The sequence below is a fragment of the Rhizobium sp. B21/90 genome (genome assembly GCF_019355815.1).
Classification (GTDB): Bacteria; Pseudomonadota; Alphaproteobacteria; order Rhizobiales; family Rhizobiaceae; genus Rhizobium; species Rhizobium rhododendri.
On record NZ_CP072162.1, the window covers coordinates 373,505 to 388,125 of the forward strand.

Genomic DNA, 14,621 nt, shown 5'->3' on the forward strand with positions numbered 1-14,621 from the left:
AGCTCTCCCGGCGATTCTCCTTGCGGGGATCTTTTCGTGACTTCCATCCCCACTGTCCCCTGCTGCGGGCCAATCGGGATGGAAAGCCTTGCCCGTGTGGTCAGACGGCGCGGCGCACCTCGACCGGCACCCCCTTATAGGCCGGAGTACCGGACTTCCGGTCGTAATGGCCAAGCGCGATGACGCTGTTCATTTCCGGGTAATAGCCGGCCACCGAGCCCTTGGGGATATCGTAGGTAACGACGGTAAAGCCACGCACCGTCTTGCTGGCCGACGGGCTTTCGTTCGGATAGAGGGCCGCGATAATATCGATCTTGTCGCCTTCCGTGAGGCCACGTGCGGAAAGGTCGTCCTTGTTCATGAAGACGACATCCCGCCTGCCGAATACGCCGCGATAGCGGTCATTCATGCCGTAGATGGTGGTGTTGTACTGGTCGTGGCTGCGCAGCGTCGTCAGCACCAGGATATTGTCGTCGGAGAGGCGCGGATCCTCATCGACGCCGGGGGCAACGAGGAAGGTTGCCTTGCCGCTTTCGGTCTTCCATTGGCGATAGCTTGCCGGAATGTCGAGGCGGAAGCCGCCCTTGACGCGGACGCGGGCGTTGAAGTCGTGGAAGTCCGGGAAGACAATCGCAATCTTGTCGCGGATGCGGTCGTAATTCTCGATCATGCCGTCCCAGTCTATGCCGTAGCGATCTCCGAGGGTCGCCTTTGCCATGCCGGCAACGACCGAGGGTTCGGAGCGCAGGTGCTCGCTTGGTGGATTGAGAAAGCCCCGTGAGGCGTGCACCATGGACATCGAGTCCTCGACGGTCACCGATTGCGGCCCGGATTTCTGGGTGTCGAGGTCGGTACGGCCGAAGACCGGCAGCAGGATCGAGGTCTTTGCAAGGAGCAGATGCGAGCGGTTGAGCTTGGTGGTGATGTGGACCGCCAGATCCAGCTTGCGCATGGCAGCGAAGGTGGCATCGGGGTCGGGCATGGCGACGGCCAAGTTGCCGCCGAGGCAGATCAGCGCCTTCGACCGGCCGTCGCGGATCGCCTCGACAGCTTCGACGGCATTGTGCCCCTTGTCCATGGTCGGGCGGAAGCCGAAGGCACGCTCGATGCCGTCGATCAGCGGCTTGGTCGGGATCTCGGTAATACCGACGGTGCGGTCGCCCTGGACGTTGGAATGGCCGCGCAGCGGACAGATGCCGGCACCCTCCTTGCCGATATTGCCGCGCAGCATCAGGAAGTTGGCGAGTTGCTGGACGTTAGCGGTGCCGTTGGCGTGCTGGGTTATGCCCATGCCGTAGCAGAGGATGACCTTTTTGGCATTGACGTAGACGTCGACGGCGCTCTCGAGCGCTGCCCGCGTTAGGCCGGAGCTCTCGATGATGGCGTCCCAGCTGGTGGCGTCGATATCGGCCTTCAGAGCTTCCAGGCCGACGGTGTGGGTTTCGATGAATTCGCGATCCAGCACGCCCGTCCCGCCGGTAGCGAGATCTGCGGCATCGCGCTCGAAGATCGATTTCATCAGGCCCTTCAGGGCAGCCAGATCGCCGCCGGTACGGACCTGGTGATAGGCTGAAGCGATCGGCGTCGAGGAGAAGGTCGCCATCTCCACTGGGCTTTGCGGCGATGCGAATTTCTCCAGTGCCCGCTCCTTCAGCGGATTGAAGACGATGATCGGTACGCCGCGACGGGCTGCTTCATGCAGCGTTCCCATCATGCGGGGGTGGTTGGTACCGGGATTGTGGCCAAAACTGAAGATCGCGTCGCAGTGGTCGAAATCCTCCAGCGTCACCGTGCCCTTGCCGACGCCAATCGATTTCGGCAGTCCGACGCTGGTCGCCTCGTGGCACATGTTCGAGCAGTCGGGGAAATTGTTGGTGCCGTAGGCGCGCACAAAGAGCTGGAACAGGAAGGCAGCCTCGTTCGAGGCGCGGCCCGAGGTGTAGAATTCGGCCATGTGCGGATCAGGCAGCTTGTTCAGTTCGGTGCCGATCAAGCGGTAGGCTTCGTCCCATTCGATCGGCACATAGCGGTCGCTGTCGCGGTCGTAGACCAGCGGATGGGTCAGTCGGCCGGCATCTTCCAGCTTGTGGTCCGTCCAGTGCCAGAGATCGCTTACGCTGTTGTCGGCAAAGAAGCTGGGACCGACGCGTTTTGCCGTCGATTCCCAAGTGATGGCCTTGGCGCCGTTTTCGCAGAATTCGAACGAGGAGGTGTGTTTCGGGTCCGGCCAGGCGCAACCTGGACAATCGAAGCCATCGGGCTGATTGGCTTTCAGCAGCGTCGTCGTGCCTTGCGCCACAACCTGCTGTTGGGAGAGCGTCTTGGCGACGGCGCGTAATGCGCCCCAGCCGCCGGCCGGCGCGTCGTAGGTTTCGATGCCTTCGGGACGCTTCTTGCTCACGGTGCTTCCTCTTCCTCGTCGATGGTTCTACAGGCGATCTCCGCCGTATTCGAAGCATTATAGTTGAGCTCTGACGAAGGACCAGTCACGAAGCGGCGACCGCGCACCCGCAACCGACGTATTTCTTGTGCCGGATAGTAACAATAATCGCGGTTACTCGGGGCTTCAAACGGTCATGGCGTTGAATTTTGCCGGCCGTAGTGCCACTATGGGTTAAATGATTTGCAGCGAATGAGGAAAGCCGGATTTGGCCACGGGCAAGGTGAAATGGTTCAACGTAACCAAGGGCTATGGTTTTATCACGCCGGACGATGGCAGCGCTGATGTCTTCCTGCATTTGCGGAAAATCGAGGAAGCCAAGTTGCCGCCCCTCGAACCCGGCACATCCCTGGAATACACATTGGGCGACAAGAACGGCAAGGTCTTCGCCGAGAACCTGGTGATGATCGCGCCGCCTGCTCCTGTTGCCAAGGTCGAGGCTCCCGTGCAGCAGAAACGCAGCCCTACCCCTGTTGTTGTTCAGGAAATCGATGCCGACGCCGAATTCGAGCGCGAATGGGGTCTGCGGCGATTCTGATCGAATTTCCGAAGGCCAGGGCGCGTCCACCGGAAGTCCCCGAAGAGGACCAGGGTTCAGTCCCCACGCCCCGGATGCTGGCCTGGACGCGCAATGCAACGCTCTCCCGTCTCGAACGGCGGATGATGACGGAAAAAGAGCTTTCCGAAGCGATCGTCAAAAAAGCCAAGGCGAAATTCGAAGACATCACAGGCGACCAACTGCGTGCAATTTCCGCTGCGGCAGTCGCGTTGGCCTATGAACAGAAGGCACTGGATGACGGCGCCTATGCCCGCCAGAAGACGGATGCTGCCGTGCGCAACGGCAAGTCGAAGCGATTTATTGCGCAGACGCTCTCGGCAAAGGGTGTGGATACGGACGTCGCTGCTTCGGCACTCAAGGATACCGACGATCTCTATGCGGCCGTGGTCTTTGCCAGAAAGCGCGCCTTCGGCCCGTACCGGCGGGGAGAGGCCGACGACAAGCGCAAGGCCAAGGAGCTATCGGCGTTCGCCCGTAACGGGTTCGGCTTCACGATCGGCAATGCGGTCTTCGAGATGAGTGCAGACGAAGCCGACGCCATCCTGGCAGGCTGACGGCGTCGCTTCGGACATCTGCTTATTCCTCTTCGCCGGCGCCGGCAGCGTCTTCATCCAGCAGGTTCTGCGCCAGTTCGCTGATGGCGACTTCGGCCTCTTCCAGCGACCAGCCGACAGCCTCGGCGCGTTTTGCCAGGGCCGCCAATGCCGGAGACATGGTGCCGCCGGCAGCGGCGACCACCGTGTTGGACTGGACGCCGGCGATTTCCATAAATGCCTTTTCCAAAGCCTCCTGGCAGTCGATATCCCTGTCGCGATATTTTCCTTCGCGTTGCGGCTTGGCGAGCGGGTTCATCTGGTCTCCGATCCTGTCTGTTCAAGCGCCGATTTAGGCTTCGGGCAGCCTCTATGCAAGGGTATCTCTCGCGGCTGCGGCTTTGATGAGCGGTTCCGGTCGGCGGGCCGGGGACGGCAGTCATCTATGCCAGCGGAAGATTATTGGATTGATTTTTCTGGATACGACCCATCTGCAAGGCTAATGCCAGGGAACGCGGCGTCCCATCCGACGTTGCTGGCAGACATAGCGAGGCATTCTTATTGATACGTTTCCCCAGATTATCCGACCTCTCCCGAAATCATATTCTACAGACAGCGGCAGCGGCCTGCTTTTTCATGGCGCCTGCAAATGCATTTGCTGAAGAGGGCGCCAAGGGGGGCGCGTCGGAAAGTCTGTTCCTGATCCAGATCGTCATCCTCGTGGTCGTCGGCCGCCTGCTCGGCGAGGCGATGGTGAGGATCGGCCAGCCATCGATCATGGGGCAGATCATCGGTGGCATCATTCTCGGCCCTTCGATCCTCGGCCAGATATGGCCAGATGCCCAGGCGCATATCTTTCCGACGTCTCCCGAGCAGAAGAGCATGACGGATGCGGTGGCACAGCTCGGGATCCTGTTCCTTCTGCTGCTGGCCGGTATGGAAACCGATCTCGGGCTCGCCAAACGCTTGCGACGGGCAGCCATCGGCGTGTCTCTGACCGGTATTGCCGTGCCGTTTGCAGCCGGTTTTGCGCTGGGGCAGCTTATCCCCGCAGAGTTCCTCCCGGATGCCAGCAAGCGGCTGGTGACGTCGCTGTTTCTCGGTACTGCGCTATCGATCTCGTCGGTAAAGATCGTCGCCTCCGTCGTTCGCGAGATGGACTTCATGCGCCGGAACATCGGTCAACTGATCGTCGCCTCGGCGATCATTGACGATACTGTCGGCTGGGTGATCATTGCCGTGACCTTCAGCCTGGCGGAAAAGGGTGCCGTCGACCTGCCGACGCTCGCCAAGGCGGTCATCGGCACGCTGGCCTTCATGGCCTTCAGCTTTACCATCGGCCGAAAACTGGTGTTCGAGATCATCCGCTTCACCAATGACCGGTTCCGCAGCGACCTGCCTGTGCTGAGTGCGATCATTGCCATCATGGGCGGCATGGCGATCATCACCAATGCTATCGGCGTCCACACGGTACTTGGCGCTTTCGTGGCCGGCATCCTGGTTGGCGAATCGCCGATCCTGACGCGCCAGATCGACGAGCAGTTGCGGGCGCTGACGACGGCGTTGTTCATGCCTGTGTTTTTCGGTCTTACCGGCCTGCATACCGACCTCAGCGTGCTTGGCGATCCCTCGACGCTGATGCTCGCCGTCGGACTGATCGTCATTGCCAGTCTTGGCAAGTTCGGTGGTGCCTTTGCCGGCGCCAAGATCGGCAAGTTTTCGAATGCCGAAGCGCTGGCACTCGGCTGCGGCATGAACGCGCGCGGCTCGACGGAAGTGATCGTCGCCACTATCGGTCTCTCCGTCGGCGTCCTCGACGAGCGGCTGTTCTCGGTCATCGTCGCCATGGCCGTGGTGACGACCATGGCAATGCCGCCGACGCTGCGCTGGGCACTGGCGCGTCTACCGATGCGCGACGAGGAGCGCGAGCGGCTGAAACAGGAGGAATTCGAGGAGCGCAGCTTCTTGCAGAAATTCGAACGGATCCTGCTGGCGATCGACGTTTCCGCGAGCAGCCATCTGGCCGCGCGCATTGCCGGCCATTTCGCTGCGGTGCGCAAGACACCGGTGACGGTGCTCGACATCATCGGCGAGGAGGCTCCGGCGGCAAAGCCGGAAGCTGCCGGCGATAGCGATCCGAAGGCAGCCGTCGCCCGGGCCGAGGAGGGGGCAGAGCGCGTCAAGGCTGCGGCCGATGACGCGGTGGCAACGACCACCGATCCGCACCAGCCGGAAACAACCGACATCCATATCACCACGAAAATCAAGGATGCCAACCTGCGCAAGATCCTCGGCGAGGGTGCGGAGAAGGGCCACGACCTGTTGTTCATCGGAGTCGAGCCGACGGTCGATACTGCCGGTGGCTTCCACGAGCAACTGTCGGTCATGACATCGGCCTTCAGGGGAACGACGGCGATCGTGTCCTCGCGGGGCGAACTGCCGGTCGACAAGAATTTGCGCATCCTGGTGCCGATCAGCGGCACGGAACGTTCGACGCGCGCCGCCGAGCTTGCTTTCGTCATTGCAAAGGCGACGGAGTGCCAGATTTCGGTGCTTTATATCCGCGAACCGCAGCAGATCCGCTCGCTGCCGCGCGTCAGTGACGCCAGCAATGCCCATGTGGCCGCGTTCAAGAAGATCGACGAGATCGCTCTCTACAACGGGGTCAAGGTCCGCAAGATCGTTCAGGAAGGGGCCGCGCCCGAGCTGTCGATCCTTCGCCATGCGCGCAAGGGCGATTACAACCTCATCGTGCTCGGTGTCAGCCGTAGGGCAGGGGAGCGGCTTTCCTACGGCGCAATTGCCGATACCCTCCTGGAAGCTGCGGACCGGTCCTTCGTGTTTTTCGAAACCGAGTAAGGCGGGTCCGCGGATTCGATTGGGAACCTAATGATTTCGTCGACGTTTGAAGCCCATTCTTCACAATCTCAGGAATGTTACGTTGGACAACAACCCGCACGCTCCGACCAGCCGCGCCGCGAGGCCTGAAGACGCAGTCGAGGACGACGCAGACACGAAGGCCGCAGACGACACAGAGCAGGAGGATGAGGAGAAGAAACCCTCTGTCCTCCGCCGCCATCCGTTCATCGTGCTGCTGGTGATCGTCGCCATCATCCTTTTGGCTATCGGCAGCTACGTTTATTGGCTCATCTACGTGCATCCCTACGAGACGACGGACGACGCCTTCGTCGACGCGCGCAGCTTTTCAGTCGCCGCCAAGGTCTCGGGCTATGTCTCCGAAGTGCCGGTCACCGATAACCAGCACGTCAACGCCGGCGATGTCATCCTGAAGATCGACCCGCGAGACTACCAGATTGCTCTCGATCAGGCGAAAAGCCAGATCGACGTGTCGAATGCTGCGATTGCCAGCGCCGATGCGCAGATTGCCGCCAGCGCGGCATCGATCGACCAGCAGAAGGCACAACTGGCGTCGGCAGCGGCAGCACTGCAATTTGCCAGGGACGAGGCCAGCCGGCAGGACCAACTGCTGAAATCAGGCGCCGGCTCGCAGCAGACCCAGCAGCAGGCAACGTCGACCCTGCGCCAGAACGAGGCCAACCTTGCCCAGGCGCAGGCAAGCGTCACCTCTGCGGTCAAGAACAAGGTCGCATCCGGGGCACAGCGCGCCAGCGCCGTCGCCGACCTCCATCAGGCCGAGGCTCAGGTCGAGACAGCCGAGCAAAACCTCAAATATACGACGATCTCGGCTGCCCAGCCCGGCCGCGTCGTCCGTCTCAGCGGCTCAAAAGGCCAATATGTCCAGGCGGCACAGGCCGTCGCCATGTTCGTGCCGGACGAAATCTGGGTCACGGCCAATTTCAAGGAGACGCAGCTTACCGACATGCGTCCGGGCCAGCCGGTGGATGTCACGATCGATGCCTATCCGGATCACGTGCTCAAAGGCAAGGTAGCCTCCGTACAGCCCGGCTCGGGCACAGCCTTCTCGTTGCTGCCGGCTGAAAACGCCACCGGAAACTACGTCAAGGTGACGCAGCGCGTACCGGTCAAGATCCTCGTCGACAGCTGGCCTGCCGATGTCTCGATCGGGCCCGGAATGTCGGTCATTCCGGTCGTCACCGTTCGGCCGAGGCACTGACGGTGAGCGCCGCTACTACCGCCGGCGGAGCGGCTGAGAAGTCGTCACCGGTCGTCAATCCGTGGCTGATTGCGATGGTAGTGTCGCTCGCCACCTTCATGGAGGTGCTGGACACGACGATCGCCAACGTAGCGCTGCGCTACATCTCGGGCGGCCTTGCGGTCAGTTCCGATGAGGCATCGTGGGTGGTGACGACCTATCTGGTGTCGAATGCCATTGTGCTGGTGGCCAGCAGCTTTATCGCCAAGCGCTACGGACGCCGGCGTTTCTATCTCGCCTGCCTCGCCGTCTTTACGATCTCCTCCATTCTGTGCGGACTGGCGTGGAATCTCGAATCGCTGCTGCTCTTCCGCATGATCCAGGGTTTTGCAGGAGGCGGCATGGTGCCGATTTCGCAGTCGATCCTGGCCGACTCCTTTCCGCCGGCCAAGCGCGGGCAGGCCTTTGCGCTGTTCGGCGTGGCTGTCGTCGTTGCCCCGGTCGTTGGCCCGACGCTGGGCGGATACCTGTCTGACAATTTTTCCTGGCACTGGTGCTTCCTGATCAACGGTCCCGTCGGCGTGCTGGCTCTCGCCTTGGTCTATATGCTGGTGAAGGAGCCCGAAAAGCTCCGCAAGGAGCGGGCCGAGATGCGAAAGAAGGGTATCCGCTTCGATATTATCGGCTTCCTTCTCGTGGCTACCTTCCTCGGCGCTCTCGAAATGGTGCTCGACCGCGGCCAGACGGAAGACTGGTTCGATTCGAACTTCATCGTCGTCACCACGTCTCTTTGCGCAATCGCGCTTCTGGCGGCCATTCCCTGGCTGCTGACAAAGCGAAATCCGGTGATCGACGTCGGACTGCTGGCCAGCCGGCAATTCGGCTCCTGCTTCATCGTTATGTTGGCGACCGGCGCCATCCTCATTGCCACGACCCAGTTCATTCCGCAGGTGCTGCAGGAGAACTTCGGCTATACCGCCACCTGGGCCGGGCTTGCCCTGTCGCCCGGCGGCGTGGTTACGATGATGATGATGTTCGTCTGCGGCCGTCTGGCGACAAAGGTCCAGCCGCGATACCTGATCGCCATCGGCGGCGGCATCATCGCTTTTGCCATGTGGTACATGACAAGGCTCTACGCCGATCTCAACTTCGGTTTTTTCGTCTGGTCGCGTATGTATCTCGGGCTCGGTTTGCCACTGATCTTCATCCCGATCACATCGGCCTCATACGACGGGTTGCGACCAGACCAGACGGACCAGGCGTCTGCGCTGATCAATGCAGCCCGCAATACCGGTGGTTCCATCGGCGTATCGATCGCCTCCAATGTTCTTGCGCATCGGGAGCAATTCCATCAGAGCCGGCTGATCGAGGGGGTGGTCCCCTCGGATCCCGGCTATACCAGCACGCTGCAGTCGGTCACCCAGTATTTTGTCGACCGGGGCTCCAGCATGGTGGATGCGCAATCGCGGGCGCTGGCCTGGATCAGCACGCAGGTTCAGAACCAGGCGAGTTATCTCGCCTATATCGACGTTTTCCATACGTTGATGGTGATTTCACTCTGTGTCATTCCGCTGGCACTGATCCTGCGCAAGATCGACCTGACCGGCGGGGCGCCTGCCGGCGGCCATTGATTATCGAGGGGTTGGTGCCGCTTATCGCGCGCGCGCGATTGGTGACACCGGCGTCAGGATCTGACCGGAGCAAACGACCGCAACGCGTTGCTCCGTCGTCTTGGCAAGGTACATGAACTCATCTGCCCGCTTGACGAAGGAGGCGGGATCGTCGTCGGCGCCGAGAAATGCGACGCCGACCGCAGCGCCGGTATCGGTGACATGCCCTTCAATGGCGATAGGCTTGAAGACGCGCTCCATGGTTTCGCGGATTGTCTGCGGCAATGTCGATGCGGTGGCCGGATCGGCCTCGATCAGTATTGCGAACTCGTCGCCGCCGATCCTGGCGATAAAGTCGTTGGCGCGTGAGTGCTCTCGCAGACGGGCAGCTATAATTCGCAAGACCTCGTCGCCGGCGCCGTGGCCCAGCCTGTCGTTGACTGCCTTGAAACCGTTCAGATCAATGAAGGCAAGAGCCAGGATATTCCTGGTCGGCCTGTTTTCATTGAGATGGTCGGCGATCACAGCGTCGAAGCTGGCCCTGTTCGGAAGTCCCGAGAGAGCATCCGTCAAGGCCGACGCCTTCAGGGCGTTCTCGATTTCGCGTTGCTGCCGGACGCGCGATGAGACATCGACAATGACCTCGACATCGAAGGAGACGCCGTTGACGACAGTGCGCTGGGCCGAGATCAGCGTCGGTATCGTCGTGCCGTCGACATGAACGATATCGACCTCTTCGAGCACATAGCTGCCTTCTTCCGCCAGCAACCGATGACGACGGTCGCGCGCAGGGCTATCGATTGCCGATCCTTCGGAAATGAGCTTCTTTCCCCGGATCTTGTCCCAGTTGAGACCCGTTAGCCGAAGATAGGCGTCATTGACCTTAGCATAGCTGGAAGTTCGTGTGTCACTGGTGGTAATCGCCATTGCGATGGGAGCCAATTCAAACATCCGCACCAGCATCGAAGCCAGCACGTCTGGTGGAATTATTTCGTCCTTGTCCATGGCCAGCCCCGGGATTTTCGTGGATGCGGCGACCCTATTTTGAAAGCCTTAAGGCATAGCTAAAATACACGTGATGGCTATAGACAGCAATGAGCTTATCTCTATGGGCGGGGTGCTGTGAGAGTGCTTTGCCAGATTATGCGGCGGGATCACCATCCTGGCCGCTTGTTCACTGCCTTTGTTATGGTTTTGGCGTTTTCAGGAATGAAGCCCGCGGTTCGGTTTCTCGTCTTCGCGGCCGAAATTGTGAGCATCGACAAGAGCTTCAATGATCGCCAGGGTCAGTCGGACAACCTTCTGCTCCTTCGTCCACCGAGGGTGGTCGCAGGTCGATTCGATAATATCGAATCCCTGGTCGGCAACGATTGCTTCGGCCCGATCGAGTGCCCAGCCGGTAAAGTTCTTGGAACTATTCATTTTTTATTCCCGATAACACACAGCTATCCGCAGCGGAGCGAGCGGTAAGAGATTCGAGCAAAGAAACCGTTAAGCCGCCAACCGGCTGGTCCGCGCCACTTGTGCCAGAAAGATCCACTCTCGGGTGCCGGTGAAGGGAGCGGGTGGTGCCCGGAAAAGGCACAAAAAAGCCGGGCAACTGGCCCGGCTTGGATATATCTGCTTCTAAACGATCAGGCCCAGGGATGGGCGACGGCGTTGGACTTTTCGAAGCGGTCGATAGCCGCTCCCTTTTCCAGCGTCAGGCCGATGTCGTCGAGGCCGTTCAGCAGGCAATGGCGCTTGAAGGGGTCAAGATCGAAGGTGATCGAGCCGCCGTCAGGACCGGTGATTGCCATGTTTTCGAGATCGACCGTCAGGACAGCATTGGAGCCACGCGAAGCGTCGTCCATCAGCTTTTCCAAGTCTTCCGGCGAAACCGTGATCGGTAGAATGCCGTTCTTGAAACAGTTGTTGTAGAAGATGTCGGCAAAGCTAGTGGAAATGACGCATCGAATACCGAAATCGAGCAGGGCCCAGGGAGCATGCTCGCGCGACGAGCCGCAGCCGAAGTTATCGCCGGCAACCAGGATCTTGGCGTTCTGATAGGCTGGCTTGTTCAGCACGAAATCCGGATTCGGCGTACCGTCATCCCGGTAGCGAGCCTCGGCAAACAGGCCGACGCCGAGGCCGGTGCGTTTGATAGTCTTCAGATAATCCTTCGGGATGATCATGTCGGTATCGACATTTACGACCGGGAGAGGTGCCGCGACACCCGTCAGCTTCACGAACTTGTCCATGGAAATTCCTGCCTACGATTTCGCCGCATCAACGAATTTTCCAGCCAATAGAGCAAATTGGGCAGGAAATGAAGAAAAATATCGTGAAGATTTCGCCACGCTATGACGAGAGGGTGATGGCGAGAGTGGACGAGGGAGCGTCAGCGATCAGAGATCGATAATTGTGCCGCGGCCGTCGTTCCATATACGCATCGGCTTTGCGCCATTTGCGGTGGCGCGAACAGGCACCGGCTTGGCGCGGGTCGATAGCACGCGAACAGCGAGGAAGACGGTCAGAATAGCAGCAAAGACCAGCGTCAGGGAAACTGTGAGTAGGGCCAGGCCTGCAAAGATTGCGACGCCTGTGAGGGCAAGAAACAGCGAACGGATATTCTTCATGGCTTTGGGACCCTTTCTCTGCAGCCAATGTGGCCCCAGACCCGCTGCTATGCAAGAGGAGAGTGGCTTTTTGTTGTCTTGCCTGCTGCGACAAAGATTGGCAGAAGTCGTCTATGAGCCGTTCTCCGCACACCCGTTCCGCGCGCCTTCGCCGTTCCGTCCTCAGCGTGCCGGCGATCAACCGCCGGGCGCTCGAGAAAATCCACGATCTCGATTGCGATGCGGTGATCTTCGATCTGGAAGATTCCGTTGCCCCGGAGCGTAAAGCAGAAGCGCGGGACAATCTGCGTGCCTTCTTCGCCGGGCCTAAACCTCCCGGCAAGGAACTGATCATCCGGATCAACGGGCTCGATTCCGTGTTCGGCAAGGCCGACCTGGACCTCGTACTGGCGCTACAGCCCGATGCGGTGTTGCTGCCCAAGGTCGACGAACCGCAGGACATCATGGCGGTCGGCGACCGGCTGGCCGATGCCGACGCGCCGGAGGAGCTGCGCATCTGGGCAATGATCGAGACGCCAAGGGGCATTCTCAATGTTGCCGCCCTTGCCGAATTCGGCCGGACAGGCGGTTCCAGGCTCGATTGCTTCGTCGTCGGACTGAACGATCTGCGCAAGGAAACCGGCGTTCCGGCACTGCCAGGACGGACTTACCTGGTGCCTTGGCTGATGCAGGTGGTGCTGGCCGTGCGCGCCTACGGGCTCGACGCGATCGATAGCGTTTTCAACGATTTCAAGAATTTGTCCGCATTCGCCGATGAATGCGCCCAAGGTCGGGCCATGGGGTTTGGCGGCAAGATGCTGATCCACCCGGCCCAGATCGATGGCGCCAACCGTCACTTCGGCCCCAACGAGGCCGCTGTCGCGCAGGCGCGGAAAATCATTGCTGCCTTCGCCGAGCCGGCCGCCGCCGGGCTCAACGTCATCGATCTCGAGGGGCAGATGGTCGAGCGGCTGCATCTTGTCGAGGCGGAGGGACTGGTCCATAAAGCCGATCTCATTGCAGACCGAAAGACGTCGTCATGAAACTCTATCGCTTTCTCACCGGCCCGGACGATTCCGCCTTCTGTCACAAGGTATCGGCGGCCCTTTCCAAGGGCTGGGTGCTGTTGGGTTCGCCGACCTATGCCTTCAATGCCGCAACCGGCGTCATGCAGTGCGGCCAGGCCGTCGTAAAGGACGTTCCGGGCAAGGATTACGATCCAGAGATGAAGCTCTCGGAGCAGTAGAGCGGGCGTCAGCGATCCGTGGCTTCTTCGGCGCTGGCCTCGATGCGTTCCATATCGTCATCGCTGAGGCCGAAATGGTGGCCGATTTCGTGGATCAGGACGTGGGTAATGATATCGCCCAGCGTCTCGTCGTTCTCGGCCCAGTAATCGATGATAGGCCTGCGATAGAGGCGGATGCGATTGGGCATCTCGCCGGTCTCGACCGTAAAGCGCTCGGAAATGCCGCGGCCTTCGAACAGGCCGAGCAGGTCGAAGGGCGTTTCCAGGGCCATGTCATCGAAGATCTCGTCATCCGGGAAATCCTCGACCTCGATCGACAGGTTGCCGGTTAGAGCACGGAATTCCTCCGGCAGATGGCCGTAGGCTTCGGCAGCGAGCGACTCGAATGCGCTGATTGTCGGCGCGTGGCGGTCACGCCAATCGTCGCTCTGGTCAATGCGGGCCATGATCTCATTCCCTTCTTTCGGCCCATATAGAGGCTTTGGGGAAATTTTTCGAGAGCCAATTCAAGGCAGGAATAAATTCACAGAGAATCCCTGTTGACTCTTCTTTAGCGCTCTGGAATCTATAAGAACATAACAGGAACAATACACTCAGGAGCTAACGTCCATGGCTAGCAATGCCGTGGCGCGGGAGACGCTTTTTGCCCTGCGCGAAACCATCGCCCGTCTGGAAGGCAAGCCCGTGCCAGCCCTTTCGGCGGCCGAGCACGATCGCCTGGGCAACGAAAGTGCTGTCTCGGGCAGGGTCCCTTCCGGGGGGAAGACGCTGCTCTCGAGCGGTGTTGCGGATCTCGATGCGGCGCTCAAGGGGGGCTTTCCCCTCAATGCGTTGACCGAAATACGCTCTTCCAGCCTTCGCGATGCAGGGGCTGCGACCGGCTTCGTGCTGGCTTTAGCCGCAAGGCTCAGGGCGCGCGACAACCATGCCGGTGTCTCGCCGGTCCTCTGGATCGGCGAGACGATGGTAATGCTGGAAGCAGGCCTGCCCTATGCCCTGGGCCTTCAGGATTTCGGCGTCATGCCACGCGGCTTCCTGCACGCGGCGCCGCGAAAACTCGAAGAGGCGCTGTGGCTGGCGGAGGAGGCGCTTGCCAGTGCCGTCTTTACCCTCGTCGTGCTCGAGGTGCGCGGCAATCCCGCCCATTTCGGCCTGACGGAAAGTCGCCGGCTGAGCCTGCGGGCCAAGGCTGCCGGGCGACCGTTGTTTGTCCTCAGGCAAGCCGGGCTGGAAGAGGCCAGCAGCGCCCTTCTGCGCCTTCATATCGAACCCGCGCCGGCGTCGGCGCGGCCTTTGCCGGACGGATCGATGCTGGGCGGCAGCATCGGAAACCCGTCCTTCCGTCTCACCCTGGAAAAGAGCCGCAACCCGGCTCCCCTGTCATTTGTCCTCGAATGGAATGCCCATGACCGCCAATTTTTCCCTGTCAACCGGCAGCCTACCGCTGTCGAACGGCCAGCAGCGCATTCTGGCCCTCACGTTTCCCCGGCTGTCGACAGATCGGATCGCCCGCAAGCGCTGGGGTCTGTCGTGGCGTACCACCGGGCGTCCTGAGACGCCG

At 60.5% G+C, this 14,621-nt stretch carries 14 protein-coding genes and 1 pseudogene; 8 read left to right on the top strand and 7 right to left on the bottom strand.

The window, feature by feature from the left end:
* Nucleotides 1–100 precede the first annotated feature (100 nt).
* On the bottom strand, nt 101–2,401 hold the full coding sequence (locus J5278_RS01775; protein ID WP_209185372.1) for an FdhF/YdeP family oxidoreductase: 2,301 nt from the start codon (nt 2,399–2,401) through the stop codon (nt 101–103).
* Nucleotides 2,402–2,648: 247 nt separating this feature from the next.
* Between J5278_RS01775 and J5278_RS30840 the strand changes: the two are divergent.
* Nucleotides 2,649–2,840, top strand: a pseudogene (locus J5278_RS30840) (cold-shock protein); the annotation flags it as partial.
* A gap of 212 nt (nt 2,841–3,052) precedes the next feature.
* Entirely contained in the window at nt 3,053–3,553 is a 501-nt protein-coding gene (locus tag J5278_RS01785; protein WP_224127913.1) for a regulatory protein RecX, read from the top strand.
* Between the two features lie 22 nt (nt 3,554–3,575).
* Here the strand turns inward: J5278_RS01785 and J5278_RS01790 are convergent, their stop codons facing one another.
* On the bottom strand, nt 3,576–3,851 hold the full coding sequence (locus tag J5278_RS01790) for a hypothetical protein (RefSeq protein WP_209185371.1): 276 nt from the start codon (nt 3,849–3,851) through the stop codon (nt 3,576–3,578).
* 317 nt (nt 3,852–4,168) lie between these two features.
* On the opposite strand from J5278_RS01790, the gene J5278_RS01795 reads away from it, so the two are divergent.
* From J5278_RS01795 to J5278_RS01805, 3 genes are all read left to right on the top strand, one after another.
* Entirely contained in the window at nt 4,169–6,391 is a 2,223-nt protein-coding gene (locus J5278_RS01795) for a cation:proton antiporter (protein ID WP_209185370.1), read from the top strand.
* Between the two features lie 82 nt (nt 6,392–6,473).
* Entirely contained in the window at nt 6,474–7,628 is a 1,155-nt protein-coding gene (locus tag J5278_RS01800) for an HlyD family secretion protein (RefSeq protein WP_247749236.1), read from the top strand.
* A gap of 2 nt (nt 7,629–7,630) precedes the next feature.
* A complete protein-coding gene (locus J5278_RS01805; RefSeq protein WP_257623384.1) occupies nt 7,631–9,238 on the top strand; it encodes a DHA2 family efflux MFS transporter permease subunit in 1,608 nt (535 codons plus the stop codon).
* A gap of 21 nt (nt 9,239–9,259) precedes the next feature.
* On the opposite strand, the gene J5278_RS01810 is transcribed toward J5278_RS01805, so the two are convergent.
* The 4 genes from J5278_RS01810 to J5278_RS01825 all read right to left on the bottom strand — a co-directional run bounded on the left by J5278_RS01810 (nt 9,260) and on the right by J5278_RS01825 (nt 11,835).
* Nucleotides 9,260–10,222: a sensor domain-containing diguanylate cyclase gene (locus J5278_RS01810; protein WP_247749235.1), complete on the bottom strand. Its 963-nt coding sequence runs from the start codon at nt 10,220–10,222 to the stop codon at nt 9,260–9,262.
* A 198-nt stretch (nt 10,223–10,420) separates the two neighbouring features.
* Entirely contained in the window at nt 10,421–10,639 is a 219-nt protein-coding gene (locus tag J5278_RS01815) for a hypothetical protein (RefSeq protein ID WP_142824559.1), read from the bottom strand.
* 212 nt (nt 10,640–10,851) lie between these two features.
* Nucleotides 10,852–11,457: a 3-isopropylmalate dehydratase small subunit gene (leuD, locus tag J5278_RS01820; RefSeq protein WP_142824560.1), complete on the bottom strand. Its 606-nt coding sequence runs from the start codon at nt 11,455–11,457 to the stop codon at nt 10,852–10,854.
* Between the two features lie 147 nt (nt 11,458–11,604).
* The gene (locus J5278_RS01825) at nt 11,605–11,835 is read right to left on the bottom strand and encodes a hypothetical protein (protein WP_142828761.1); all 231 of its coding nucleotides are present in this window, start codon (nt 11,833–11,835) and stop codon (nt 11,605–11,607) included.
* A 113-nt stretch (nt 11,836–11,948) separates the two neighbouring features.
* On the opposite strand from J5278_RS01825, the gene J5278_RS01830 reads away from it, so the two are divergent.
* Together J5278_RS01830 and J5278_RS01835 are read left to right on the top strand one after the other, a co-directional pair.
* A complete protein-coding gene (locus tag J5278_RS01830) occupies nt 11,949–12,857 on the top strand; it encodes a CoA ester lyase (protein ID WP_209185369.1) in 909 nt (302 codons plus the stop codon).
* Complete coding sequence (locus J5278_RS01835) at nt 12,854–13,060, top strand: DUF1737 domain-containing protein (RefSeq protein ID WP_209185368.1); 207 nt, start codon at nt 12,854–12,856, stop codon at nt 13,058–13,060. The genes J5278_RS01830 and J5278_RS01835 overlap by 4 nt, the downstream gene beginning before the upstream one ends.
* 8 nt (nt 13,061–13,068) lie before the next feature.
* Here J5278_RS01835 and J5278_RS01840 read toward each other — a convergent pair whose 3' ends face one another.
* The gene (locus J5278_RS01840) at nt 13,069–13,506 is read right to left on the bottom strand and encodes a metallopeptidase family protein (protein ID WP_111222066.1); all 438 of its coding nucleotides are present in this window, start codon (nt 13,504–13,506) and stop codon (nt 13,069–13,071) included.
* Nucleotides 13,507–13,669: 163 nt separating this feature from the next.
* Here J5278_RS01840 and J5278_RS30845 point away from each other — a divergent pair, with 163 nt between their 5' ends.
* The gene (locus tag J5278_RS30845) at nt 13,670–14,614 is read left to right on the top strand and encodes an ImuA family protein (protein WP_247749234.1); all 945 of its coding nucleotides are present in this window, start codon (nt 13,670–13,672) and stop codon (nt 14,612–14,614) included.
* Nucleotides 14,615–14,621: the final 7 nt, after the last annotated feature.